This is a genomic window from Streptomyces sp. G7(2002) (assembly GCF_028870195.1).
GTDB classification, from domain to species: Bacteria; Actinomycetota; Actinomycetes; order Streptomycetales; family Streptomycetaceae; genus Streptomyces; species Streptomyces nigrescens.
Map to the genome: position 1 here is coordinate 4,218,765 of NZ_CP102609.1, position 22,698 is coordinate 4,241,462.

The 22,698-nt window shown below is 72.7% G+C and carries 20 protein-coding genes; 11 read left to right on the forward strand and 9 right to left on the reverse strand.

Going from position 1 to position 22,698, the window contains the following annotated elements; translation table 11 throughout:
* Positions 1 to 108: 108 nt before the first annotated feature.
* From NUT86_RS17460 to mscL, 3 genes are all read left to right on the forward strand, one after another.
* A complete protein-coding gene (locus NUT86_RS17460) occupies positions 109 to 447 on the forward strand; it encodes an FmdB family zinc ribbon protein (RefSeq protein ID WP_109890372.1) in 339 nt (112 codons plus the stop codon).
* A 112-nt stretch (positions 448 to 559) separates the two neighbouring features.
* A complete protein-coding gene (locus NUT86_RS17465; RefSeq protein WP_148590779.1) occupies positions 560 to 1,393 on the forward strand; it encodes an S-methyl-5'-thioadenosine phosphorylase in 834 nt (277 codons plus the stop codon).
* A gap of 741 nt (positions 1,394 to 2,134) precedes the next feature.
* Positions 2,135 to 2,641 carry a large conductance mechanosensitive channel protein MscL gene (gene mscL, locus NUT86_RS17470; RefSeq protein WP_274736230.1) on the forward strand — a complete coding sequence of 169 codons (507 nt, stop codon included), beginning with the start codon at positions 2,135 to 2,137 and terminating at the stop codon, positions 2,639 to 2,641.
* Positions 2,642 to 2,681: 40 nt separating this feature from the next.
* Here the strand turns inward: mscL and NUT86_RS17475 are convergent, their stop codons facing one another.
* The 5 genes from NUT86_RS17475 to NUT86_RS17495 form a co-directional block, all read right to left on the reverse strand.
* The gene (locus tag NUT86_RS17475; RefSeq protein ID WP_274736232.1) at positions 2,682 to 3,020 is read right to left on the reverse strand and encodes a hypothetical protein; all 339 of its coding nucleotides are present in this window, start codon (positions 3,018 to 3,020) and stop codon (positions 2,682 to 2,684) included.
* A gap of 136 nt (positions 3,021 to 3,156) precedes the next feature.
* Entirely contained in the window at positions 3,157 to 3,726 is a 570-nt protein-coding gene (locus tag NUT86_RS17480; RefSeq protein WP_274736234.1) for a MepB family protein, read from the reverse strand.
* Positions 3,727 to 4,081: 355 nt separating this feature from the next.
* Complete coding sequence (locus NUT86_RS17485; RefSeq protein WP_026169891.1) at positions 4,082 to 4,561, reverse strand: GNAT family N-acetyltransferase; 480 nt, start codon at positions 4,559 to 4,561, stop codon at positions 4,082 to 4,084.
* Between the two features lie 154 nt (positions 4,562 to 4,715).
* Positions 4,716 to 4,871 carry a hypothetical protein gene (locus tag NUT86_RS17490; protein WP_274736236.1) on the reverse strand — a complete coding sequence of 52 codons (156 nt, stop codon included), beginning with the start codon at positions 4,869 to 4,871 and terminating at the stop codon, positions 4,716 to 4,718.
* Positions 4,872 to 5,831: 960 nt separating this feature from the next.
* The gene (locus NUT86_RS17495) at positions 5,832 to 6,365 is read right to left on the reverse strand and encodes an AMP-binding protein (protein WP_266445603.1); all 534 of its coding nucleotides are present in this window, start codon (positions 6,363 to 6,365) and stop codon (positions 5,832 to 5,834) included.
* Between the two features lie 310 nt (positions 6,366 to 6,675).
* Here NUT86_RS17495 and NUT86_RS17500 point away from each other — a divergent pair, with 310 nt between their 5' ends.
* A complete protein-coding gene (locus NUT86_RS17500) occupies positions 6,676 to 8,247 on the forward strand; it encodes an MFS transporter (protein ID WP_274736239.1) in 1,572 nt (523 codons plus the stop codon).
* Between the two features lie 47 nt (positions 8,248 to 8,294).
* Here NUT86_RS17500 and NUT86_RS17505 read toward each other — a convergent pair whose 3' ends face one another.
* A complete protein-coding gene (locus NUT86_RS17505) occupies positions 8,295 to 9,791 on the reverse strand; it encodes an MBL fold metallo-hydrolase (RefSeq protein ID WP_274736241.1) in 1,497 nt (498 codons plus the stop codon).
* Between the two features lie 278 nt (positions 9,792 to 10,069).
* Here NUT86_RS17505 and NUT86_RS17510 point away from each other — a divergent pair, with 278 nt between their 5' ends.
* The 3 genes from NUT86_RS17510 (at position 10,070) to NUT86_RS17520 (ending at position 13,392) form a co-directional block, all read left to right on the forward strand.
* Positions 10,070 to 10,870, forward strand: a complete 801-nt coding sequence (locus NUT86_RS17510) for a GntR family transcriptional regulator (RefSeq protein WP_018091149.1) — start codon at positions 10,070 to 10,072, stop codon at positions 10,868 to 10,870.
* On the forward strand, positions 10,855 to 12,096 hold the full coding sequence (locus NUT86_RS17515; RefSeq protein ID WP_274736243.1) for a sulfite exporter TauE/SafE family protein: 1,242 nt from the start codon (positions 10,855 to 10,857) through the stop codon (positions 12,094 to 12,096). Before NUT86_RS17510 ends, NUT86_RS17515 begins: the two co-directional genes overlap by 16 nt.
* 81 nt (positions 12,097 to 12,177) lie before the next feature.
* Entirely contained in the window at positions 12,178 to 13,392 is a 1,215-nt protein-coding gene (locus NUT86_RS17520; protein ID WP_018091151.1) for an NAD(P)/FAD-dependent oxidoreductase, read from the forward strand.
* Positions 13,393 to 13,526: 134 nt separating this feature from the next.
* On the opposite strand, the gene NUT86_RS17525 is transcribed toward NUT86_RS17520, so the two are convergent.
* Together NUT86_RS17525 and NUT86_RS17530 are read right to left on the reverse strand one after the other, a co-directional pair.
* Complete coding sequence (locus NUT86_RS17525) at positions 13,527 to 14,630, reverse strand: MerR family transcriptional regulator (protein ID WP_274736245.1); 1,104 nt, start codon at positions 14,628 to 14,630, stop codon at positions 13,527 to 13,529.
* Positions 14,631 to 14,933: 303 nt separating this feature from the next.
* Positions 14,934 to 16,259 carry an amidohydrolase gene (locus NUT86_RS17530; RefSeq protein WP_274736247.1) on the reverse strand — a complete coding sequence of 442 codons (1,326 nt, stop codon included), beginning with the start codon at positions 16,257 to 16,259 and terminating at the stop codon, positions 14,934 to 14,936.
* A gap of 208 nt (positions 16,260 to 16,467) precedes the next feature.
* Here NUT86_RS17530 and NUT86_RS17535 point away from each other — a divergent pair, with 208 nt between their 5' ends.
* The 4 genes from NUT86_RS17535 (at position 16,468) to NUT86_RS17550 (ending at position 21,301) form a co-directional block, all read left to right on the forward strand.
* Positions 16,468 to 17,499 carry a methyltransferase gene (locus tag NUT86_RS17535; RefSeq protein WP_018091154.1) on the forward strand — a complete coding sequence of 344 codons (1,032 nt, stop codon included), beginning with the start codon at positions 16,468 to 16,470 and terminating at the stop codon, positions 17,497 to 17,499.
* 267 nt (positions 17,500 to 17,766) lie between these two features.
* Positions 17,767 to 18,924, forward strand: coding sequence for a low temperature requirement protein A (locus NUT86_RS17540; RefSeq protein ID WP_274736249.1), 1,158 nt, complete (start codon positions 17,767 to 17,769; stop codon positions 18,922 to 18,924).
* Positions 18,925 to 19,353: 429 nt separating this feature from the next.
* Positions 19,354 to 20,187, forward strand: coding sequence for a L,D-transpeptidase family protein (locus tag NUT86_RS17545; RefSeq protein ID WP_018091156.1), 834 nt, complete (start codon positions 19,354 to 19,356; stop codon positions 20,185 to 20,187).
* A complete protein-coding gene (locus NUT86_RS17550; RefSeq protein WP_274740521.1) occupies positions 20,180 to 21,301 on the forward strand; it encodes a P1 family peptidase in 1,122 nt (373 codons plus the stop codon). The genes NUT86_RS17545 and NUT86_RS17550 overlap by 8 nt, the downstream gene beginning before the upstream one ends.
* Positions 21,302 to 21,420: 119 nt before the next feature.
* Here NUT86_RS17550 and NUT86_RS17555 read toward each other — a convergent pair whose 3' ends face one another.
* Positions 21,421 to 22,572 (reverse strand): Dyp-type peroxidase, encoded by a 1,152-nt coding sequence (locus tag NUT86_RS17555; protein WP_159487909.1) that lies wholly within the window; start codon positions 22,570 to 22,572, stop codon positions 21,421 to 21,423.
* Positions 22,573 to 22,698 lie beyond the last annotated feature (126 nt).

Genomic DNA, 22,698 nt, shown 5'->3' on the forward strand with positions numbered 1-22,698 from the left:
GCGTGGAGTCGGTCACCGTCCGCCGGTCACGGTGGACTGGCGGGCGGGAATACTGCAATATGGAGCGTCGTTAGCACTCATCGAGTGAGAGTGCCAGGAGGAAGACTAGTGCCGACCTACCAGTACCAGTGCACCGAGTGCGGCGAGGGCCTCGAGGCGGTGCAGAAGTTCACCGACGACGCGCTCACGGAGTGCCCCGCCTGCAACGGACGCCTCAAGAAGGTGTTCTCCGCGGTCGGCATCGTCTTCAAGGGCTCCGGCTTCTACCGCAACGACAGCCGCGGCTCGTCGTCCAGCAGCAGCCCCGCGAAGAGCTCCTCCTCGTCGGGCACGACGTCCTCCTCGGACTCGTCAGGCTCCTCGTCCGGCAGCTCCGACAGCAAGTCCTCCACCCCGGCCGCCTCCTCGTCCGCCGGCAGCACCTCGGGCACCAGCTCCGCCGCCTGACCCGCACTTCTCCGGACCCCGCCGTCACCGACGGCGGGGTCCGCCGCGTCACGGCTCCCTTTCTCCGTCACCCGCCCTCCTCCCGCCGCCGCGCCCCGATAGTGTGACCGGCATGGCTGACGCGGAGATTGGCGTTATCGGCGGATCGGGGTTCTACTCCTTCCTCGACGACGTGACCGAGATCACAGTGGACACCCCGTACGGGCGCCCGAGCGACTCGCTGTTCGTGGGAGAGGTCGCCGGCCGCCAGGTCGCGTTCCTGCCCCGGCACGGCCGCGGCCACCATCTCCCGCCGCACCGCATCAACTACCGCGCCAACCTGTGGGCACTGCGCTCGCTCGGCGTACGCCAGGTCCTCGGCCCGTGCGCGGTCGGCGGACTGCGCCCCGAATACGGCCCCGGCACCCTCCTGGTCCCCGACCAGCTCGTCGACCGCACCAAGGCCCGCGCCCAGACCTACTTCGACGGCGAGCCCCTCCCCGACGGGAGCGTCCCCAACGTCGTCCATCTGGCCTTCGCCGACCCGTACTGCCCCACCGGGCGCCGGGCCGCCCTTTCGGCGGCCCGCGGCCGGGACTGGGAGCCGGTCGACGGCGGCACCCTCGTCGTCGTCGAGGGCCCCCGCTTCTCGACCCGCGCCGAATCGCGCTGGCATGCCGCACAGGGCTGGTCGGTGGTCGGCATGACCGGCCACCCCGAGGCCGTCCTGGCCCGCGAACTGAGCCTCTGCTACACCTCGTTGACCCTGGTCACCGACCTGGACGCGGGCACCGAGACCGGTGAGGGCGTCTCCCACGAGGAGGTCTTCCGGGTCTTCGCCGAGAACGTCGGCCGGCTGCGCGAGGTCCTCTTCGACGCGATCGCCGGGCTCCCCGACAACGCCGCCCGCGACTGCCTGTGCACCGGCGTCCACGCCGGCTGGGACCTGGGCATCGAGCTGCCGTAACACCCCGACGACGCGCTCGGCCTCCCCCTCCCGGGTGGCCGGGTTGTCCACAGAGGCGGGGTCGTCCACAGCCCGGAGCGGGCGGGCGGGGTCGTGCGGCACGGTGGTGATCCGCGGTTCATCCGACCTCACCACCCCACAGGCGGTACCACCATGCTCCGCACCTCGCCCGCGCCCCTTGTCGCTGACTTCGCCAATGCCTCCGACCTCGCCGGCCCCGATCTCCCCTCTCCGCCGCTCCCCGCTCCCCCGCCGTGTGAAGTGCCGCACTTCCCGCCGGTGCGGGCCGGCGGCGGCCGGCACCGGTGGGGACGGACCGCGCGACAGCGCTTACTGGCCGCCGGCCTGGCGATGACCGCCGCAGCACTGGCCGGCGGGGCGTCGTACGGGGCCGTACGAGACGCTCCCGCCCCCGGCTGCCCGTCGGCAACGGCACCGGGAGGGCGGTGACCATGCCCCAAGATCAAGTGGCATCTGCTCCCACCCCACGCGAGACTGCTGCGAATGGCGGGGCACCCGCCGCGCGCCAATGGGGGCGCGCCCACCGCACCGGTACCGCGGTATCCGTCCACGCCGTCCGCACGCTCGGGCCACTCCGCCGGAACCACCTGTTCCGCGCAGCCGCACCGGCCACTCGACGGTTCGTGTCACACGACTGGACACCCCTGCCCTGCCCTGCCGTAAGTTGCGGTGCTGATTGTTGGTGCACCGTCCGTAGTGAGCATGGAAAGAGGCTGTCAGGTGAGCGAGAGCAAGGGCGTCCTTCAGGGATTCAAGGAATTCCTGATGCGCGGCAACGTCATCGAACTCGCGGTCGCGGTCGTCGTAGGTGCGGCCTTCACCAACATCGTGAACGCGGTGGTGAAGGGCATCATCAACCCCATCGTGGGCGCGCTCGGTTCGCAGAACCTCGATCACTACCAGTCCTGCCTGACCGCCACCTGCGCCAAGGATCCAAAGACGGGCGCCTTCACCGACGGGATCTACATCCTCTGGGGCTCGGTGCTCAGCGCCGCCCTGACGTTCCTGATCACCGCCGCGGTCGTCTACTTCCTCATGATCCTTCCGATCAACAAGTGGAAGGAACGCCAGGCGGCCCGGCAGGCGGCCGAGGCGGGCCCCGCGGACCCCACCGAGATCGAGCTGCTCACCGAGATCCGCGATGCGCTGCTCGCCCAGCGCACCGGCTCGCCGTCCGTGCCCTCCTCCACCTCGGGCACCATCGGCACGCAGAAGACCCACGAGTAGCAGGCGCCCAAGGCCGGCAGATGCCGCCCCCTCGCCTCGCTCAGAGGTGGTGGGGCGGCTTTTCGTCGAGGAACCGGGCGAGGTCGGCGGCACTGTCCCCACCGGCCGGGCGCTCACCCCAGCCACGGTCGGTGTCGTCCGAGGACTGCTGGTTCAGCGGGTCATCGAAGATCAGCTTCGCCGCGGGCCTGACCGCCGCGGGCCGCTCAGCTGGCGAGGGCGCGGGGGCCTGCTCGGCATCGGAGGCGTCCGGGTGCGCGGCGACCGACTCAGCGGGCGAGGGCGCAGGGGCCTGCTCGGCGCCGGAGGCGTCCCGGTGCGCGGCGGCCGACTCAGCTTCGGGTTCGCGTTCGGGTTCGGGTTCGGGGGTGGTGCTCACCCCTTCAGAGTACGGGCGGGCCGGGAGCGCCCGCCGACCGGCGGGGACCCACAGCACCCTCTCGGGACGCTCGGGACGGCTCGATTTGAGCGGGGCCCGCACCTCTCCTGCCGGGTCCGGGGGCGGGGTCCGTCGGTCACGGGTGGTGGAGCGCCTGGGCGCGGGCCACATCGAGAGGCCCGTCCTCAGGGATCTCCAGGAAGTGCTCCACCTGCCACGCCTGTGCGGTGCGGGCCTGCCGATTGGTGGTCTCCACCCACGGCGGGTAGATACGGAAAGCCCGCTTTCCGCCGGAACCGTTCCTGGAAACGATGCCCCGTTCGCAGAGCACCTCGCGCGAAAAGATGAAGTGCCCGAAGCGGTGACCCTCGCGGGTGCTGATGACGAAGAGATCCACCGGATCCCCGGAGTCGAACGGCTGGATCGGCCCGCCGGGACTCCGCTTCCACACCGTGACGAACTGGCCGACCTTCGTCGGGGTGGTCTTGGCAACCCGAAACCTGACGGAGGAGCCGTCGAGAGTGAATTCATGTGCCGCGTACTCAGCGCTCTCCGCTTCACGCACCGGCCGGGAGCAGGTGAACCCACAGGGGTCGTAAACCAACGTCTTCGCCGCGAGGAGCTCAGCATGCAGGGAATCCCCATCCGCCCAGCCCTCGGCAACTGCGGGCCGGCACTCCGGGGATTCTTCGGGCTTTGTCTCCATTCCTCCATCGTGTCATTGCCGACCGCCGGACATTTCGGCGGGATATCGATGGCCGGGGCGGGCGGGGGTGCGTGGCCAGGGGGGCCTGGATGGGGTGGCGGGCGGGGTGCGCGGGCAAGGGCGCCCGCGGTCGGAACGGCGGGCGGGGGGGCACGGCCAAGGGGGACCGGACGGATACGGCGGGCGGGGGTGGGCGGACAAGGGGGCCCGGACTGATGCGGCGCCTGGTGGTGCGCGGCCAAGGGGGACCGGTCGGAAGCGGCGGGCGGGGGTGCGCGGCGCAGGCTGCCCGGTCGGAGGGCGGGGGTGCGCGGGCAAGGCCGCCCGGACGGATACGACGCCCGGTTCGTCGTTCTCAGGCGCCGGTGGTCAGGGCCAGCTCGCCGACGACCTGGTCGCCGCTCATCTCCCCGGTCGGGCGGAATCCGAGCCCGAGGTAGAAACGCTCGGGCCCGTCCTCACCCGGAACCCAGGTCACGGTCACACGACGCTGCCCACGCCGTCGGACCTCCGCGCACACGGACTCCACAGCGAACCGGCCGTACCCACGGCCCTGATGTCCCGCGGCGATGTTGAGTCGCCAGATCCCGGAGCGCAGCCTGTCCTCCGGGTTGTCCGGGTCGAATCGAACCAGGAAGAACCCCATGACAAAGCCCACGAGTTGCTCACCGTCGAAGATCAACCGAGGCCAGGCGACCTCGGGTTGCGCATACGCCTCCGCCAGTGACCGCACCACTGGCGCCACCAGCCGCTCCTGGTCGGGTCGCACCTTCAGCCGGCATGCGGCCTCGACGTTGTCCGGTGTGACCTTCTCCAGGCGCAACGTTGACGTCATAGCGGGAACGTACCGGCTGGGTGCTGAGAGCACGACGCAATAAGGGACGCGCCAAGAGTCGTCTGCCGGGCCCCACCGCTGCCGTCATGAGCTGGGGAGATGGCCGCCCCTGGGGAGAGACGTGAGCCGGGTGGGGATGCGAAAACCCCCTGCGCTAGTGGCCCTTGTCGTGGGTGGGGATGGGGTGCGGCCGGTGGCCTTCGAGGGGCCGGGTCGGCGGGCCCTGGGAGGCGCGGCCGCGCCTGAGGGGCCGGTTGCGGTCGCTGCCGGGCAGGGGGTGGCGGGGGTGCGCGTACTCATGACGAGCCATGGGTCAGCAGCCTTTCCGCTCGGGGGTGGTGGGTGGTGGTGGGGAGGGACGGTGGGGAGGAGGGGAGGGTGGGGGCGGGGCGGGGGCCCGGGGGGCGAGCGAAGTTCTGCAGTGTGTGGGTGCCCAGGGCGCGGGTGACGGTCGGGAGGGGGTGCGGCCGCCGAGGCCACTGGTGTCGCGCGGGGCGTGGGTGGGGTCGGCCGGGGCGGCGCCACGGTTGCCTCCGAAGCCGCGGCCCTAGGCGGGTGGGGCGTCTGGTGGCTGTGGCACGTGCTCCACGCTAGGCGCGGATGAGGCGAATGGCCCGTTTGGTGACCTGAGTGGGTGAGGGGTGTGCCTCGCCGGAGGGTGAGGGGTGTGCCTCGCCGGAGGGTGAGGGCTGTGCCGCCGGTGGGTGAGGCCGCGGAGCTCGTCAGTGGGTACGGGCCGCGTCTCTCAGGGGATGGAGAGGCTGTTCTCTGGAGAGGTTGGCCCTCCGCCGGAGAGGCTGGTCCTCTGGAGGCGCCACGCTCCCCCACCCTGCGCTCCCGGCAGGGCCACTCTCCCCCGCGCCGCGCTACCCCGCAGGGCCACATTCCCCCGCGCCGCGCTACCCCGCAGGGCCACATTCCCCCGCGCCGTGCTCCCCCGCAGGGCCACACTCCCTCACGGCGCGCTCCCCCGCCGGGGCCGCGATCTTGTGGCCACGCACTCCTCCGAGGGCGGTGCTCCCCCGGAGTGATCCGTCGAGGGGCTGCGTCTCCTTGAACCATTGCGCCCGAAGGCCGCGCCCTCGAAGAGACCCCTTGAAGGGCCTCGCTTACACGCCACGCTCACTTGAGGACGGGCTCCCCGGAGTAATCCGCTGAGGGACCGCGCTCCCTTGAAGGAGGAGGCTCGCTATCCCGGGCCTGGGGCGCCGCCGCGTAGGCCGGGCCTGATTGAAGGCGGGAGGCCACGCTTGTTGGGGCAGTCGTGACGTCAGTGGGTGGCGGACGGTACGCCCAGGGCCTCGTGCCACCACAGGTCGCGCCCCGGCTTCCAGGAGACCGGTCGCGAGCACCGGTTCACCACCAGGACGGTGCGGTCCACGGCTCCCCCCGAAGCCGCGCCTCGCGCCAGTGCATGGTCGAGCAGCGGCTTCACCGGTCGTACGGCCCCGTCCCAGAACGCCGCATCGGCCGTGATCAGTACCCGGGCCGAGGACTCGCGGGTCCGCGCGACCAGTTCGGGCACCGTCAGCGAGACCGGCAGCGTGGTACGTATCGCATCCAGCCGTCCGCAGGCGAGGGTGGCGATCACCGACTCGGGCACCAACGGCAGATGTACCGCGACCCGGTCACCGGCCTGTACTCCGAGCCGGCGGAGTACGGCGGCGGCGCGCTCGGCCTGGTCGAGGAGCATGCCGTGCGTCAGCTCCTCCTGACGTCCGGGCTCCCCACTCCAGGTGAGGGCGATCCGCGACGCCTCCGGCTCTTGCACTTCCCGGGCGTCATCTGCATGCTCTGAAGTCACACGGCGCAACATGCGGTTCAGCATGGGGATCACCGATCAACGATCGCTGAACGTCCGTTGTACGGGGCCGGCGCCGCCCCTTCCCGCACCCACGCGGCAGCAGATCGCCCGGGTCCTTTCGATCACCGCATCGCCCGCCCCGGCTCATCGCTCCGGGCCTTCCGGCCGTGCGCACAAGCCGCTCCCCGGGTTCCTGCCCCCTTCCGGTGCACTCCATCCCCCTCTCCCCCTCCTTTTCCCATTTTCCTCCGCAGGCGCGAGAGGCGGACCCGTGAGAGGCGAACCCATGAGAGGCGGCCTGATGCCCGTCATGCCGAAATCCGAACCGCACCCCCACCTGGACGCGCGGGCCCGTTGGGCGCTGGCCGCCGTTGCCACCGGCGCGTTCTGCGTCCAACTGGACTCCTTCGCGCTGAATCTGGCGCTGCCCGTCGTCCGCGACGCGCTGCACGGTTCCGCGGCGGCCACCCCCTGGGTCGTCAGTGGCTATCTCCTCGCCGCGGGGTCCCTGATGCCCGTCGCCGGCCGTCTCGGCGACCTCTACGGGCGGCGCCGGATGCTGACGGCCGGGCTGGCGCTCTTCGGTGTCACCGCCGTGCTGTGCGCGCTCGCGCCGTCGCTGCCGCTGCTGGTGACGGCGCGGGTTCTGCAGGGCGCGGGCGGCGCGTTGATCATGCCTGCCGGGCTGGCACTGCTGACCCATGCCTGTCCCCCGGGGCGTGGGCGCCGGGCGATGGGCCGTGCGCTGGGGCTGGCCGGACTGGCCACCGTCTGCGGCCCGTTCCTCGGTGGTGTCCTCGCCCGGTCCGTGTCCTGGCGGGCCGTCTTCTGGCTGACGGTGCCGCTCGCCCTGGCCGCCGCGCTGTGTGCCCGCCGGGCGGCGGAGTCCCGCGATCCGGAGGCCGGGCAGTCCCTCGACGGGGTCGGTGCGATCGCCGCGACGGGTGTGGTGGCCTGCCTGGCCCGCTGGCTGGAGCATGTCGCGGACTGGGGGTGGGCGGTCGGCGCGGCGTTGATCGGCGCGCTGTTCGTGCGGGCCGAGCGGCGCTCGTCCGCCCCGCTGGTGGACCTGGCCCTGTTCCGTAACCGCCCGTATGTGGCGCTGACCGTGGCCGGTGCGGTCGCCAACTCCGCGACCGTGGCGCTGTTGTACGTGGTCCCGTGGACGCTTCAGCAGGCCGAGGGGTGGTCGGTGCTGGAGGCGGGGGTGGTCTTTGTTGCTCCGGCGGGCGCACTGGCCGTCGGGGGTCCGCTGGCCGGACGGGTGCGTCCCGGGGCGGCGGTGCCGGTGATGGCGCTCTGTCTCGCGTCCGGCGCAGTCGCGCTGGCGGCCACCACACGCGGTACGGGCACGCTCGCCCTGCTGACGGCCGCGACGGCTGCCGCGGCCGCGCTCGGGGTGGCGGGCGGGCTGGCCCTCACCGGCACGCAGGCGGTGGTGCGCCGCGAGCGGGCGGGCGAGGCGTCCGGGGTGACCAAGGCCGTGATGACGGCCACGGCGGGGGTCGGGCTCGCCCTCACCGACGCGGGGGCGGATGGTGGGGCCGGCCCGTCCTTGGTGCTGCCCGCCGCCGTCTGCCTGGCCACCGCCGCGGCGCTTGTGGTCGCTCGCGTGCTTAGGCTTCGTCTTGTACGCGGGCTCGTTCCCGTAGTCGGGCGCGTCCTTGGACTCGGGCGCGCACCCATCTCTGTACGCGCGCTCGCCTCCGTACGCGCGCCCGTCTGCGTACGCGCACTCCGTCTCGTACGCGTACTCCTCCCTGTAGGCCGCCGGGCGGACCGACGTCGAATGGACCGATGCGGAGTGGACCGACGCGGAGCGGGCCAGCGCCAAGCAGCCCAATGCCGATCAGCCCGATGCCGAACGGACCGATGCGAGTGAGGCGTTCACGCGCGTGAACGGGCCCGGCGCCGACCCCCGTGCGCCTACTACACGCCCGCCCCCGCCGCCGCCTCATACCCCCCGATCACATCGCAGACCTCCTCGAACCCGCGTGCCTCCAGCAGGGCTGCCGCTATTACCGAGCGGTTGCCGCTGCGGCAGTACAGGACGACCGGGCGGGCCGGGTCCAGTTCGGCGATGCGGTGGGGCAGGCCGGCGAGGGGGATATTGCGGGCGCCGGGGAGGGCGCCTGCCTCGTACTCGGCCGGATTACGGACGTCGATCAGCTGGACGTCGGCCTGTGTGGCGTCGGCCGGCATGGCATCGGCCGGGCGGGCGGCGGACGACTCGGCGTCGACCGACTCGGCATCGGCCGTCCGGACACCCCCGGCCGGTCCGCCCTTGCCCAATTGCGACTCCCGCAGCGCCAGTTCTCCATGACGGATACGTCGGCTGCCGCGGCTGAGTTCAGGCGTGCGGTTCAGTACGGCGGTCGGGTCGGGCAGATGGCCGAGGACGTGGTCGTAGCCGATGCGGGCGAGGCGGAGGCGGGCTTCCTGTTCTGTGCCGGGGTCGGCGAGCAGCACGATCGGGGTGCCGGGGGCGACCACGCTGCCGGCGTACTCCGCGAACCGGGTGTCCAGGCTCGTATGGAGTGAGCCGGTCAGATGCGCGCGGGTGTAGGCGGCCAGCGGGCGGCAGTCGAGGAGGACGGCGCCCTGCTGGTCGCGGGCCGCGAGGGCCTCGTCCAGGGTGAGGGCGGGCGGCGGGCCGGGCTCCAGGAGGGGGTGGCCGTCGCGGTTGAGGGCCGCGTCGTGGGCGAAGTAGCCGGGGGTGGTGGGCTGTCCCGCGGTGACCAGACGGATGAAGTCGGCCTCCGGCATGGGCTGGAGGGCGTAGTTGAACCGGCGCTGGTCGCCGATGGTGGAGCTGGTCTCGCTGGAGAGGTTGCGTCCACAGGCGGAGCCGGCGCCGTGTGCGGGAAAGACCCGGGTCGCGTCCGGGAGGGCCAGGAGTTTGGTGTGCAGGGAGTGGTGCAGACGGGCGGCCATGTCCTGTGGTGTGTGCCCGGCGGCGGAGAGCAGGTCGGGGCGGCCGACGTCACCGACGAAGAGGGTGTCGCCGGTGAGCACGCCGTACGGCACCTCGTCGTCGGGGCGTTCGCGCAGGACCAGGCAGATGGATTCGAGGGTGTGGCCGGGGGTGGCGAGAACGGTGAGGGTGACCCCCTGGCCGTCGCCCGCTCCGAGCGAGATGTGCTCGCCGTCCCGTAACCGCCGAATGGGGAAACCGGTTTCGGCGGCCTCGCCGAAGGCGATGGTGGCGCCGGTGGCCCGCGCGAGTTCGAGGTGACCGGAGAGGAAGTCGGCGTGAATGTGCGTCTCGATGACGAGTTCGATCCGCAGGCCGGCGGCTTCCGCGTCGTGCAGGTAGTCGTCGATGTCGCGGCGCGGGTCGACGAGGACGGCGCGTCCGGTGGTCTCGTCGCCGATCAGGTACGACGCCTGGGAGAGGCAGTCGAGGTAGTACTGCGCGAAGTGCACGGTCGGCCTCCAGGGGTGCGCGGGGCCCGTGCGCGGCGGCCGGGGCCCGTTCGGGCAGGGTGCGTTGTGCGGATGCACGGATGTACGTACATTAGGTAGCCGGATGGCGGGCGACAAGCCGGGCAGGCCAGGACGACCACCCGTCACCCCGTATAAAGCCGCTGTCATTTGATTCTGTATCAATAAATCGCCCAGTAACTGGTCACGCATCACTTGATTCCGCATCCATGACTCCGGCACCACCACTGCAACCCCGTACGCCCGCGGAGGAATCCACCATGACGACCGAGCCGCCGCACGGCGCGCACGGCCCGCGTCCCCTGGACCGGCGCTCGCCGCTGCCCTTGTGGGCGCAGCTCTCCGCCGATCTGCGCCGCCGGATGGAAGCCGGCGCGTTCCGTGAGGAGTTCCCGGCCGAGCACCGGCTCACCGGCGAGTACGAGGTCAGCCGGCACACCGTCCGGGAGGCGCTGCGCAAACTGCGTGCCGAGGGCCTGGTGATCGCCGAACGCGGCCGGACGAGCCGGCTGGACACCCGCCGCATACAGCAGCCGCTGGGCTCGCTCTACAGCCTCTTCCGCGAGCTGGAGGGCCAGGGGGTGGAGCAGCGCAGCGAGGTGCTGCGGCTGGAGCGGACCGCGGACGGCACGGTCGCCGGGCATCTGGGGCTGGTCCCGGAGGCGCCGCTGGTCGTGCTGGAGCGGCTGCGGCTCGCGGACGGCGAACCGCTCGCGCACGACACCGCGTATCTGCCCGCCGAGGTCGCCGAGCCGCTGCTGGACGCCGACTTCGGGCACACCTCGCTCTACGGCGAGCTGACGCGGCGCTGCGAGGTGAAGGTCACCGGTGGCCGGGAGCGGATCCAGCCGTTCCTGCCGGACATCCGGCAGGCGTGGCTGCTGGGGCTGGCCGACCGGGAGGCGGCGTTCGCCATCGAGCGGATCGGGCAGGCCGGGGAGCGGCCGGTGGAGTGGCGCGAGACGGTGGTGCGTGGCGACCGGTTCACCTTCGTCGCGGAGTGGTCCGGCGACAGCCGGGCCGTCGCCCTTGCGCCGCGGGCCTCGTGTCCGTCCTCGTAGCCCTCACGGTGCTGCCGTGCGGGTTGCTGATCGGTCTGCTGCTGGGCGCTCTCGGCGGCGGTGGTTCGGTGCTGGCGGTGCCGGCGCTGGTCTATCTGCTGGGGCAGTCGCCGCATGAGGCGACCGCGGGGGCGCTGGTGGTCGTCACGGTCGGCGCGGTGACCGGGCTGCTGTGCCATGGCAGGGCCGGACGGGTGCGGTGGGCGGCGGGTGCGGCGTTCGGGGCACTGGGTACGGCGGGCAGCTATCTCGGCTCCCGCTGGAGCGCGGCCCTGGATCCCACGGTGCTGATGGCGGCGTTCGCGGGTCTGCTGCTCGTGGTGGCGGCGATGCTGGTGACACGGGGACGGCGCGAGCGGCGGGCGGCGGAGGGCGTCCGGCCCTTACGGGACCCGGCGGAGAGCTCACCGTTACGGGAGGCTGCGGAGACCGTGCCCTTACGGGAGTCCGCGGAGACGGGGGCCTTACGGGACGCCCCGGAGGAGGCCGTGCCCTTGCGGGAGTCCGTGGAGACGGCGTCCCTACCGGAACCCGGGGAGTCGGTGCCCTTACCGGGGCCCGGGGAGTCGGTGCCCCTTTGGGGGTCCGCGGATCCGCTGTCCTCACAGGAGCCCGCGAAGAAGCCGGTCTCACAGGAGCCCACGGAGAGGCCGTCCTCACAGGACCTCGCGGAGAAGACACCCACACAGGGCCCCGCCGAGAAGCCGTGCCCACAGGAGCCCACGGAGGGGCCGCCCTCACAGAACTCCACCGAAACGCCGTCCCCACAAGACCCCACCGGGACCGTGCCCTTACGGGACACCCCGGGCCCGGCGTCCTCCGGTGACCCGGGTGGCGGCGCCCGCCGGATGCCCCTGCGCCCCGGCCGCTTCGTCGTGACGGCCTCCGCCGTGGGGCTGCTCACCGGTTTCTTCGGGGTCGGCGGCGGGTTTGTCGTCGTACCGGCCCTCACACTGGTGCTGGGCCTGGAGATGCCGGTCGCCATCGGCACCTCGCTCCTGGTCATCCTCATCAACTCCCTTACGGCGCTGGGCACCCGGGCCGGTACGGGCGCCCTGGACTGGCCCCTGCTGGCCGCTTTCGCGGCCTGTGCGGCGCTCGGCAGTCACCTCGGCAACCGCCTCACCAACCGGCTGCGCCCCCAAGTCCTGGCCACGGCCTTCGCCTGCCTGGTCACTGTCCTCGCCGTCACCATGGCGGCCACCGCCCTGCCCCGCCTCTGGTAGCCCGCGTCCCGCACGCCGGCCCCCGATCCCGACCCCGATCCCGATCCCCGACCGATTCTCACCACCTTCCAGGAGGAGCACATGGCCCCCGCGCCCGCCGCCCCGTCCCACCACCAGGTCCTCATCGTCGGCGGCGGCACCGCCGGCATCACCGTCGCCGCCCGGTTACGCCGTGCCGGGGTCCGGGACATCGCGCTGCTGGAGCCCTCCGAAACGCACTGGTACCAGCCGTTGTGGACGCTGGTCGGCGGCGGGCAGGCGCCGCTGCGTGCCTCGCTGCGCACCGAGGCGGACGTCATGCCGCCGGGGGTGCGCTGGCTGCGGGAGCGCGCCACCGCCGTCGATCCGGCCGCCCGTACGGTCACCACCGCCTCGGGCCGGGTCCTGTCCTACGGGCGGCTGGTGCTCGCCCCGGGCCTGCAGCTCGACTGGGACGGGGTGCCCGGTCTCGCCGCCGCCCTCGGCCATGGCGGGGTGAGCAGCAACTACCGGCCCGATCTCGCGCCGCTGACCTGGGATTTGATCCGCCGGATGCGGAGCGGCACGGCGGTGTTCACCATGCCGTCGGGGCCGGTGAAGTGCGGCGGTGCCCCGCAGAAGATCGCGTATCTGGCGGCGGATCACTGGCGTAAGCGCGGGGTGCTGGGTGCGATCCGCACCATTCTGGTGCTCCCGGAGCCCGCGATGTTCAAGGTGCCGGTGTTCTCCCGTGCGCTGACGGAGACGGCCCGGCGGTACGGCATCGAGGTGCGGCTGAGTTCGGAGATGACCCGTCTCGACGGTGCGGCGCGCGAGGCGGTGATCACCGATCACACCACCGGCAAGACCGAGACCGTCCACTACGACCTGCTGCACGCCGTACCGCCGCAGCGCGCTCCGCAGTGGCTGGCCGACGGCCCGCTCGCCGACCCCGCCTCCCCGTACGGGTACGTCAAGGCCGACCGGGAAACGCTCCAGCACCCGGATTTCCCGAATGTGTTCGTGCTGGGCGATGTCGCCAATCTGCCGACGTCCAAGACGGGCGCCGCGATCCGCAAACAGGCCCCGGTCGCGGTCGCCAACCTCCTCGCCGGGCTGCGCGGGCGCCCCGCCACCGCCCGCTATGACGGCTACACCTCCTGTCCCCTGGTCACCGCCCGGCACAAGATGCTGCTCGCCGAGTTCGACTACGACCTGCAGCCCACGCCGTCGATCCCCTTCCTCGACACCACCCGGGAACGCACCGACATGTGGTTCCTCAAGCGCTACGGACTGCCGCAGCTCTACTTCAAGGGGATGCTCAAGGGCCTGGCGTAACCCGCACCCCCACCGGGCGGCCCCACCGGGCGGCCCCACCGGGCGGCCCCACCGGCGCGTAACCCCACCCCCCACCGGGCAGGGATCATGCAAGGGGCACATCACCCCCCTAAGGGCGATCCCCCACCCCCGCCCTAAGCCCCCGTCACCTCACCCACCGCACACCCCACGTTGTCCGGCGCCCCCGCCTCGCGGGCCAGCCGGATCAGTTCGCGTACGGCCTGGTCGGGGCCGTCGGCCGCGGTCAGCACCTGCTGGATCGCCTCGGCCGGCAGCACCCCGGTCAGGCCGTCGGTGCACAGCAGATAGCGCTCCCCGGGCCTGGCCTCCAGGAGTTGCAGATCGGGGGCGAACTCGGTGGACGCGTCGAGCGACCGCAGCAGCTGTGTGCGCTGCGGATGCGAGGCGGCCTCCTCGGGGGTGAGCCGGCCCTCGTCGATCAGCGACTGGACCAGGCTGTGGTCGTGGGTGATCTGGAAGAGGCCGGAGTCGCGCAGGACGTAGGCGCGGGAGTCCCCGATGTGCAGCAGCGCCAGCTGTGCGCCGGAGCGGAGCAGCGCGGTGAGGGTGCTGCCGGTCGTACTGCCGGTCGCCGCGTCACCCGCCGGGGCGGCGCGGTGGGCTCGGCGGGCCGCCTCCTCCAGGACGCCCAGCAGTTCCGCCGAGGTCAGGTCCTGTTCTTCCAGGTCCTTGAGCGCCTCGATCGCGGCGGTCGCGGCCGGGCCGCCGTCCGGGCCGTAGCCGTCGGCGACGGCCAGCAGCCGCGGTCCGGCGTGGGCGGCGTCCTGGTGGAGCGGACGTATCAGCCCCTGGTCGGTCAGGGCGGCGCAGCGCATCGTCAAGGGAGTGCGTGGTGTGGTCATGGCGGTGTTCTTCCTCTCCAGCTGGTCGACGAGGAAGGCGGCCAGGTCCCGGCGGGCCGCGGTGTCGGCCTCGACCTGCGCCCAGTACGCGGCGACCGCCACGGCCGCCGCGGCCGGTGCCAGCTCGCACACCTCGCGGATGCGGGCCAGCGGCATACCGAGCCGGCGCAGCCAGGCCACCAGCCGGGCCCGCTCCAACTGGGCCGGGGCGTAGTGGCGGTAGCCGCTGTGCGGGTCGACATGGGCCGGGGGCAGCAGGCCGAGCTCGTCGTAGAGGCGCAGCGCCTTCGGCGAGAGCCGGGAGGCCCGGGCGAACGCCCCGATGGTCAGCAGCGCACCGTCTTCGCGCGGCGCCGTGCCCCCGTATCCGTCCACCCGTCCGCCCTCCTCGTACCGGGCGCCTCGCCCGGTACGGCCGATGCTGGGGCTTGCCCCAAGGGAAAGGTCAAACGCCTGTCACCGCCCCGCCCGGACCGCCCGGAGCAGCCGGACCGGCCGGACCGGCCGGACCGGCCTTGCCCCGCCGCCTCCGTCACGGCCGCGGTATCGCCGTCCCGACCGCACCCGAACCTGCCTGCCTCGCCTGCCCCGCCTGCCGCGCCTGCCTCGCCGCCACCGTCACCCCCGCGATACCGCCGCCCCCCGTCACACCCGGACCCGCCTACCTCACCCCCACCGTCACCCCCGCCGTATCGCCACCCCCGCCGCATCCGCCTCCCCGGGAGCCAGTCGGTTGAGCGCGGCGGCGGTCAGTGCCTCGACGCCCATGGTGAGGGTCGGCCGGACCACGGGGACGAAGTGCGGTGAATGGTTGGACGGGATGTCCTGGGCGAGCCGCCCGGCCGCCAGTGCCGTCCGGAACTCCTCCGGGTCCCAGCCGCCCAGCCACCAGTAGTAGAGCGGGGCCCCGGCGGCGGTCGCCAGCAGCCCGGCGTCCTCGCTTCCCGTGGCCGGTTCGTAGGCGAACAGCCGCTGTTCTCCGAAGAGTTCGGTGAACTGCTCGTTGACCTCCCGCAGGGTCGTGGCGTCGTTGACGGTGACGGGGAAGGAGTCCAGGACCTCGGTGTCCGGCGCGCGGTCCGCCCCGGAGGCGGCGGCCTCGGCACGCGCGATGCGGTCGATGGCGGCCAGCACGGCGGTGCGGACGGTCTCGTCGAAGGTGCGGACGCTGAGCCGTACGACGGCCCGGTCGGGGATGACATTGGCGGTGTCCCCGGCGTGGAAGGAGCCGACCGTGACCACCGCCTGGTCCTTGGGCGCGACCTCGCGGGCCACGACGGACTGCACCCGCTGGACGAAGGATGCCGCCATCAGGATCGGGTCGATGGTGGTCTCGGGGCGCGAGCCATGGCCGCCGGTGCCGTGGAAGGTGACCTCCAGGCTGTCGGCGGCCGCCATGCAGGGGCCGGGGCAGTAGGCGATCAGCCCGGCACCGAGCGGAGCGACATGCTGGGCCAGCACCACATCGGGGGTGGGAACCAGGCTCTTGCTGTAGAGGCCGGCGTCGATCATGGCGCGGGCGCCGCTGCCGACCTCCTCGGCGGGCTGGAAGAGCGCGATCAGGGTGCCGGACCAGTGGTCGCGGCCCGCCGCGAGCAGGTCGGCGGCGCCCAGCAGGCAGGTCACATGGACGTCGTGCCCACAGGCGTGCATCCGGCCGGGGACCGTGGAGGCGTAGTCCAGGCCGGAGTTCTCGGTGACGGGCAGCGCGTCCATGTCGGCGCGCAGCAGGACCACGGGGCCCGGGCCGTTGCGCAGGACGCCGGCGACGCCGGTCCCGGCGATGCCGGTGGTGACGTCATAGCCGCAGCCGGTCAGCCGGCGGGCTGCCTCGGCGGCCGTACGGGTCTCCTGGAAGCCGAGTTCGGGGTGGCGGTGCAGGTCTTCGTAGAGGGCCACGAGGTCCGCGAGGCGGTCGTCGAGCGGGGCCAGGACGGCAGCGGGGGCGGAGCTGCCGCGGGGGCCGGCGTTAGCGGTCGTGCCTGTCGTGTCGCTGTCGCTCATACACGCATTCGACCATGAACGGTCACCCGGCATCGAGCGACGACCCCTGGCATACCCCGGAACCTTCCCGTAGGGGCCCCCGCCCGTCCTGGCCGGACTTCGCGGTTGCCGCTCCCTCCGTTCGTGACACCGGGGCCCGTGGCTGCAACGGTGGATCACCGCCTGCGACCGGGACCAGCAAGCACAAGCCGATGACTGGAGGCTGACGTTGGCCACTTCCCCCAACCGACCGACCGGCGAGCCCCGCGACCTCACGGCTCATCTGATGGACCAGGCCATGGGCCATCTCTTCTCCGCCGCCCTGCGCACCGCGGTGCAGCACCGCATCGCCGACCATCTCGCCGAGGGCCCGCGCACGGCCGAGCAGCTGGCCGCCACCACCGGCACCCACGCCCCGCATCTGCGCCGCGTACTGCGCTATCTCGCCACCCGCGGCATCTTCCGGGAGGACGCCGCGGGCGCCTATCAACTGACGCCGGCCGCCCGGCCGCTGCGTACGGACGTCCCCGATTCGCTGCACGCCGCCGTGCTGATGATGACCGACGAGATGTTCCTGCGGACCTCGGCCGCCATGCCGGAGGCCGTGGCACACAGCGGCGCGTCCTTCGAGCGGATCTTCGGGGCGCCCCTCTTCGCGCATCTGCTGTCGGACCCGGCCGCCCGCCGGCTCCTCGACGACGGGATGTCGTCGCTGTCCGCCCCGGTGGACGAGGCGGTGGCCGCCACCTACCCCTTCCCCGCGACCGGCACGGTCGTGGACATCGGCGGCGGCCGCGGCGGGCTGCTGCGCGCCGCGCTGCGCCGCCACCCGCAGCTGACCGGTGTGCTCTTCGACCAGGCGCCGCCGCTGGCCCACCACCTCCTGGACGATGACGAGTTGAAGGGCCGCTGGCGCACCCAGGAGGGTGACTTCTTCGAGTCCGTACCGGAGGGCGGTGACCTCTATGTCCTCAAGCACGTCTTGCACGACTGGCCGGACGAGCCGTGCCGGCGCATCCTGCGCAGCTGTCATCGGGCGATGGCGACCGGCAGCCGGCTGCTGGTCATCGACTCCGTGCTGCCGCCGGGGAACGCGCCGCACTTCGGCAAGACCATGGACGTCGCGATGATGGCGGTGGTCGACGGGCAGGAGCGCACCGCGGAGGAGTTCGCGACGCTGCTGTCGGCCGGCGGGTTCCGGCTGACGCGGGTGCTGCCGACCTCGGCCTTCCCCTCGATCGTGGAGGCGGTCGCCGAGTAGCCGCCGCCGTTCCGGGCGACACGCCCCGCCCCGCTCCCGTCGTGGGCGACACGCCGCACACCATCCCGGGCGACACGCCCCGCCCGCTCCGCTCGTGGACGACACGCCGCACGCCGTCCCGGGCCACACGCCCCGCCCGGCTCCCCTCTTGGACGACACGCCGCACACCGTCCCGGGCGACACGCCGCGCCCCGCTCCCCTCATTGGCGGCACCGCCCGCCCGCGCTCTACTGAGGGCGGCCGCAACGGCCGACGAGAGGAGCTGACGTGCCGGTCCTCATGCGGGCGCGCCGCCGCGACGAGGAGCACCGCGCCGCCACCCCGCTGGAGCTCTTCTTCGACCTGTGTTTCGTCGTGGCGATCGCCCAGGCCGGCCGCCAGCTGGCGCATGCGCTCGCCGAGGGGCACCCGGGGCACGGCGTGTCCGGCTATCTGATGCTCTTCTTCGCCATCTGGTGGGCCTGGATGAACTTCAGCTGGTTCGCCTCGGCGTACGACACCGACGACGCGCTCTACCGCGTGGTGACGCTCGTCCAGATGGCGGGGGTGCTGGTCCTGGCCGCGGGCGTGCCGCGGGCCTTCGCGCACAGCGACTTCACCGTCATCTGGTTCGGGTACCTGGTGATGCGGCTGGCCATGGTCACCCAGTGGCTGCGGGTCGCTCTCGGCAACAGCGGCGCAGAGCGGCGCACCGCGCTGCGCTACGCCTTGGGGGTGACGGTGTGCCAGATCGGCTGGCTGGGCCTGCTGCTCCTGCCCGTGCACGACGTCCCCTGGGTGTTCGTGGTCGTGGGCCTGCTGGAGCTGGCGGTCCCCGCGCTTGCCGAGCGGGAGCGGCAGACGACCTGGCATCCGCATCACATCGCCGAGCGCTACGGCCTGTTCACCATCATCGTGCTGGGCGAGACGATCGCGGCGGCCACTCTCGCCGTGCAGTCGGCGCTGGACCGGAACGACGCGCTCGGCACGCTGCTGCCGATCGCGGGCGGCGGGCTGCTGCTGGTCTTCGCCGCGTACTGGATCTATTTCGCGGTGCCCATCCACCTTCACCTCCGCTCGAACCGTCAGGCGTTCCTGTGGGGCTATGGGCACTACCTCGTGTTCGGCTCGGCGGCCGCGGTCGGGGCGGGCATCGAGATCGCGGTGGAGGAGTCCTTCGGCAGGGCGCATCTGTCGGCGTTCGCGGCGGCCGCCTGTGTCACGGTGCCGGCGGCGCTGTTCATGCTCACGGTGTGGCTGATCCACTCCCGGCACCAGAAGCGCGGCCTGGCACAGCAGCTGGTGCTGCCGGTGTCGGCGCTGCTGGTCCTGGTGTGCACCTTCGCCGGGGACTGGGCGGTCCTGGCGACCGGGCTGGTGGCCTCCGCCACCGTGGCGGCCGGTGTCGGCCTCACGTCCCGTCAGGGCACCGCGCTGGTGGAGTAGCGGCCCCCGTCACCCATCTCGACGATCGCCCCGGCACCGATCTCCCCGAACGTGCGACTGCCGCCCCCGCAAGGCCTTCGGCGCCGCCTCGCCCCGCCTCCCGCCGCGGACCTGACGCCCCGTCCAGCCCCGTCCTGGCCCTGATCCCGCATCAGATTCGGCCATCTTCACCCTCCGCCGGACGAGGGGCCCTCACCAGCACGGCCGCCACTCCCGACCCACCCCATTGCCCGTCAATTACCCACCAATGGACCCCACTTCCCGCCACTTCGCCCCCTTGTTCCCCACTGTTCACATGGACCAGCGGAGGCGAGCGGACGCTGAAGCGGTAGGGTGCAGATTGCCCTTTTTATGACAGGGGGTGTCCCTGTGGAAGACCGAAGGAAGCCCCGGGACCGACCGCCGTCCGTACCTGAGGAGACGCCAGCCATGGCCCGCCACGCTCAGTCCCGCGCGCGGACGAGACTGTCCCGGCGCAGCAAGGCCGTGAGCGGTCTCGCCCTCTCCACCCTGGTCGGCACCGCCCTGTGGGCGTGGCCGGCCTCGGGCGACGACCACAACAGCGGGACCGACGCCAAGAGCACCATGTCGACGACGGCTTCCGGCCCGGACACGCCACGTACGCCCGCGTCCGCGCCGAAAACCGCCCCGAACGCCGCACCGAACGCCCCGGCCGGACGGCCGATCCCGGGCCTCAGTGACGCGGCCAGGAAGCGGATACCGGCCGACTCCCGGCAGGTGCTGGTCGTCACCGGCAAGGACATGGACTCCTTCCAGTCCCGTGTCGTCCTCTACACCCGCGAGGACGACTCGGACGACTGGGAGCCGGGCCCCACCTGGGCCGCGCACAACGCCGCCCACGGCTGGACCGACGACCACCGCTACGGCGATCTGCGCTCGCCCATCGGGGTCTACCCCCTCACCGACGCGGGCGGCCTGCTGCCCGCGCCCGAGGGCACCAAGCTCCCCTACGACCACAACAGCAGCTTCGTCGCCGACGGCACCGGCGTGGAGGGCGAGCCGCTGGCCGGCGCCTTCGACTACGTCATCGCCATCAACTACAACCGCGAGCCGGGCACCTCCCCCCTGGACCAGCAGCGCCCGTGGGGCGCCGCCAAGGGCGGCGGCGTCTGGCTGCACGTCGACCACGACGGGCCCACCCAGGGCTGTATCAGCCTCAAGCCCAAGGTGATGCGGGAGCTGCTGCGCACCCTCGACCCCGACCTGCACCCGGTCATCGTGATGGGACCGGCCGATTACTGAGCAGCAGGCGGGCCCGCCGTACCCCACGGGGCCGCAGGACGCCCTCACCGACGTCCTCGGCCTCCGGGTCGGCCACGCCCAGCGCATCGGTGACGGCCATCTGACCGGCACCACCGTCGTCCTGGCCCCCGAGGGCGGCGCCGTCGCGGCCGTCGACGTACGCGGTGGCGGCCCCGGCACCCGGGAGACCGACGCACTGGACCCGCGCAACCTCGTCCAGCACGTCGAGGCGCTGGTGCTGACCGGCGGCAGCGCCTTCGGTCTTGACGCCGCGTCCGGTGTCGCCGCCTGGCTGGAGGACCAGGGCCGGGGCTTCCGGGTCGGCCCGGACCCCGCCCAGGTCGTCCCCGTCGTGCCGGCCGCGGCCCTCTTCGACCTGGGCCGCGGCGGCAACTGGCGGGCCCGCCCGGACGCCGCCCTGGGCCGGGCGGCGGTCTCCGCCGCGGCGGGCACCGAGCCCGGCGCTCCCGTCGCACAGGGCAACACGGGCGCCGGCACGGGCGCGGTGGCCGGCGGCCTCAAGGGCGGCATCGGCACCGCGAGCGCCATCCTCCCCTCGGGCGCCACCGTCGCCGCCCTGGCCGCCGTCAATGCCGCGGGCTCCGTCACCGACCCCCGCACCGGCGCCCTCTACGGCCATCTGTACGAGGACCCCACCGCCCTCCCGGCCCCGGAGGTGCACGCCGCCGCCCTGCGCCGACTGGCCGAGGCCCGGGAGATCTCCCTGACCCGTTCGGCAGCGTCCGTCCGTCCGCCGCTCAACACCACCCTCGCCGTGGTCGCCACCGACGCCACCCTCACCCGCGCCCAGGCCCACAAACTCGCCGGCACCGCCCACGACGGCCTGGCCCGCGCCATCCGCCCCGTCCATCTCCTCTCCGACGGCGACACGGTCTTCGCCCTGTCCACCGCCACCCGCCCCCTTACCCCCGAAGAGCCCCCCACCGACCCCGCCTTCGGCATCCACACCGAGGCCGGCGCCCTGAACGACCTCCTCGCCGCCGGCGCGGACGTCCTGACCCGCGCCGTGGTCAACGCCGCCCTCGCAGCAGAAACGGTGCGCGGTCCCGGCGGCGTCTTCCCGTCGTACCGGGACCTGTACGGAAACGCCTGACGGGCGACGTCGCTCATCCCCCGCCTCGGGCCGCCCGGACGGACATCAGCCGTGTCCCGTTCTCGTGACCGTCGACAACGACATCGGGCCGACGGCCACGGCGCACGTCGTCGGCCTGTTCAGTGGAACGTCTTGGCGCCGAGAGGGTGCTGCCGGTCGAAGCCGGGGAGGATGAGGAATGTCGCGCTGGCGGTGGTGGTGGTGAATCCCAGCAGTGCGTCGGAATCATCCATACGGGCAAGCGTGTTGGTGAAGGTGCGTAAGTCGTTCTGGAAGCTGATGAAGAGCAGGCCGGGGTGGGGCGCGTCGGTGCTGTAGGAGCGGCGGAGCATGAGACCCACGCCGGCCACATGGGGGCTGGCCCGGCGGACATGGGCGTCGGCCGGGACGAGGTAGCGCCCGTCCGGTGTTTTGGCGCCGAGGTCCGGGTCCCAGGCCGCGGTCCCGCCGGAGAGGGGCACGCCGGTGGCTCTGCGCCGCCCGAAGACCGCCTCCTGGTCGGCGACGGAGAGCGCGGTGAACCGCGGCAGGTCGAGTTCCATGCGCCGTACCACTGCGATCGTGCCGCCGCCGACGGAAGCCGGCCCGGCCAGCCACAGGTGGCGTCGGTGTTCGGCCGTCGTGTGCGGGCCCACGATGCCGTCGATGAAACCGAGCAGATTCCGTGGCGCGGAGATGCCCTTGTCCACGGGGATGTCCGGACCGCGGCGTCCGGACTGCCGCCAGCGTTCACGTATCCGGTGACCGGCCTGCTCCAGAAGCGCGGAGGCGACGACCGGTAACAGCAAGGGGTCGCCGGCGCAGATCTGTAGCAGCAGGTCCCCGCCGCGCGCCTGCGGGGCGATCTGCTCGCGGGAGAAGTGGGGGAGGTCTGCCGCGCCGGGCAGGGAGGGATCGGCCATGCGCACCAGCCGTGGGCCCACCCCGATCGTCACGGTGAGATCGCCCGGCGGCAGGCCCAGCAGTCGTGGATCGGTTCCCGCGGTGAGCGTGTGAACGGCCTGGCCGAGTTCGGCCAGCAGCGGGCCGACGGCCACGGCGTCGCCGAGGTCGGCCACCACCGCGAGGAGGTTCGGCTGGGCCGGTTGCGGGAGCGTGATGCCTGCCTGATGGCGTCCGGTCGGCGCCACCCGTGTGGGTGACGCGGGGGAAGAGGGCCGGCTCGGCCGAGGTGCGGGCGATTCGCACCCGGCGGTGATCCCGGTGGCCGCCACTGCCCCGGTGGCACCGATGAACGCGCGGCGTGATGGACGGGACTCGGCTCGGCTCACGGCGTGCAGAATGCCATATCCCTTATGGGGCAGGCGAGTTGATCGGCCTTCGGGGAGGGATGACTTCATGCCAGGATGACGCCATGCCTCGTCTCCGTCTTCGCGTGATGGCCGCGTTACTGAGCA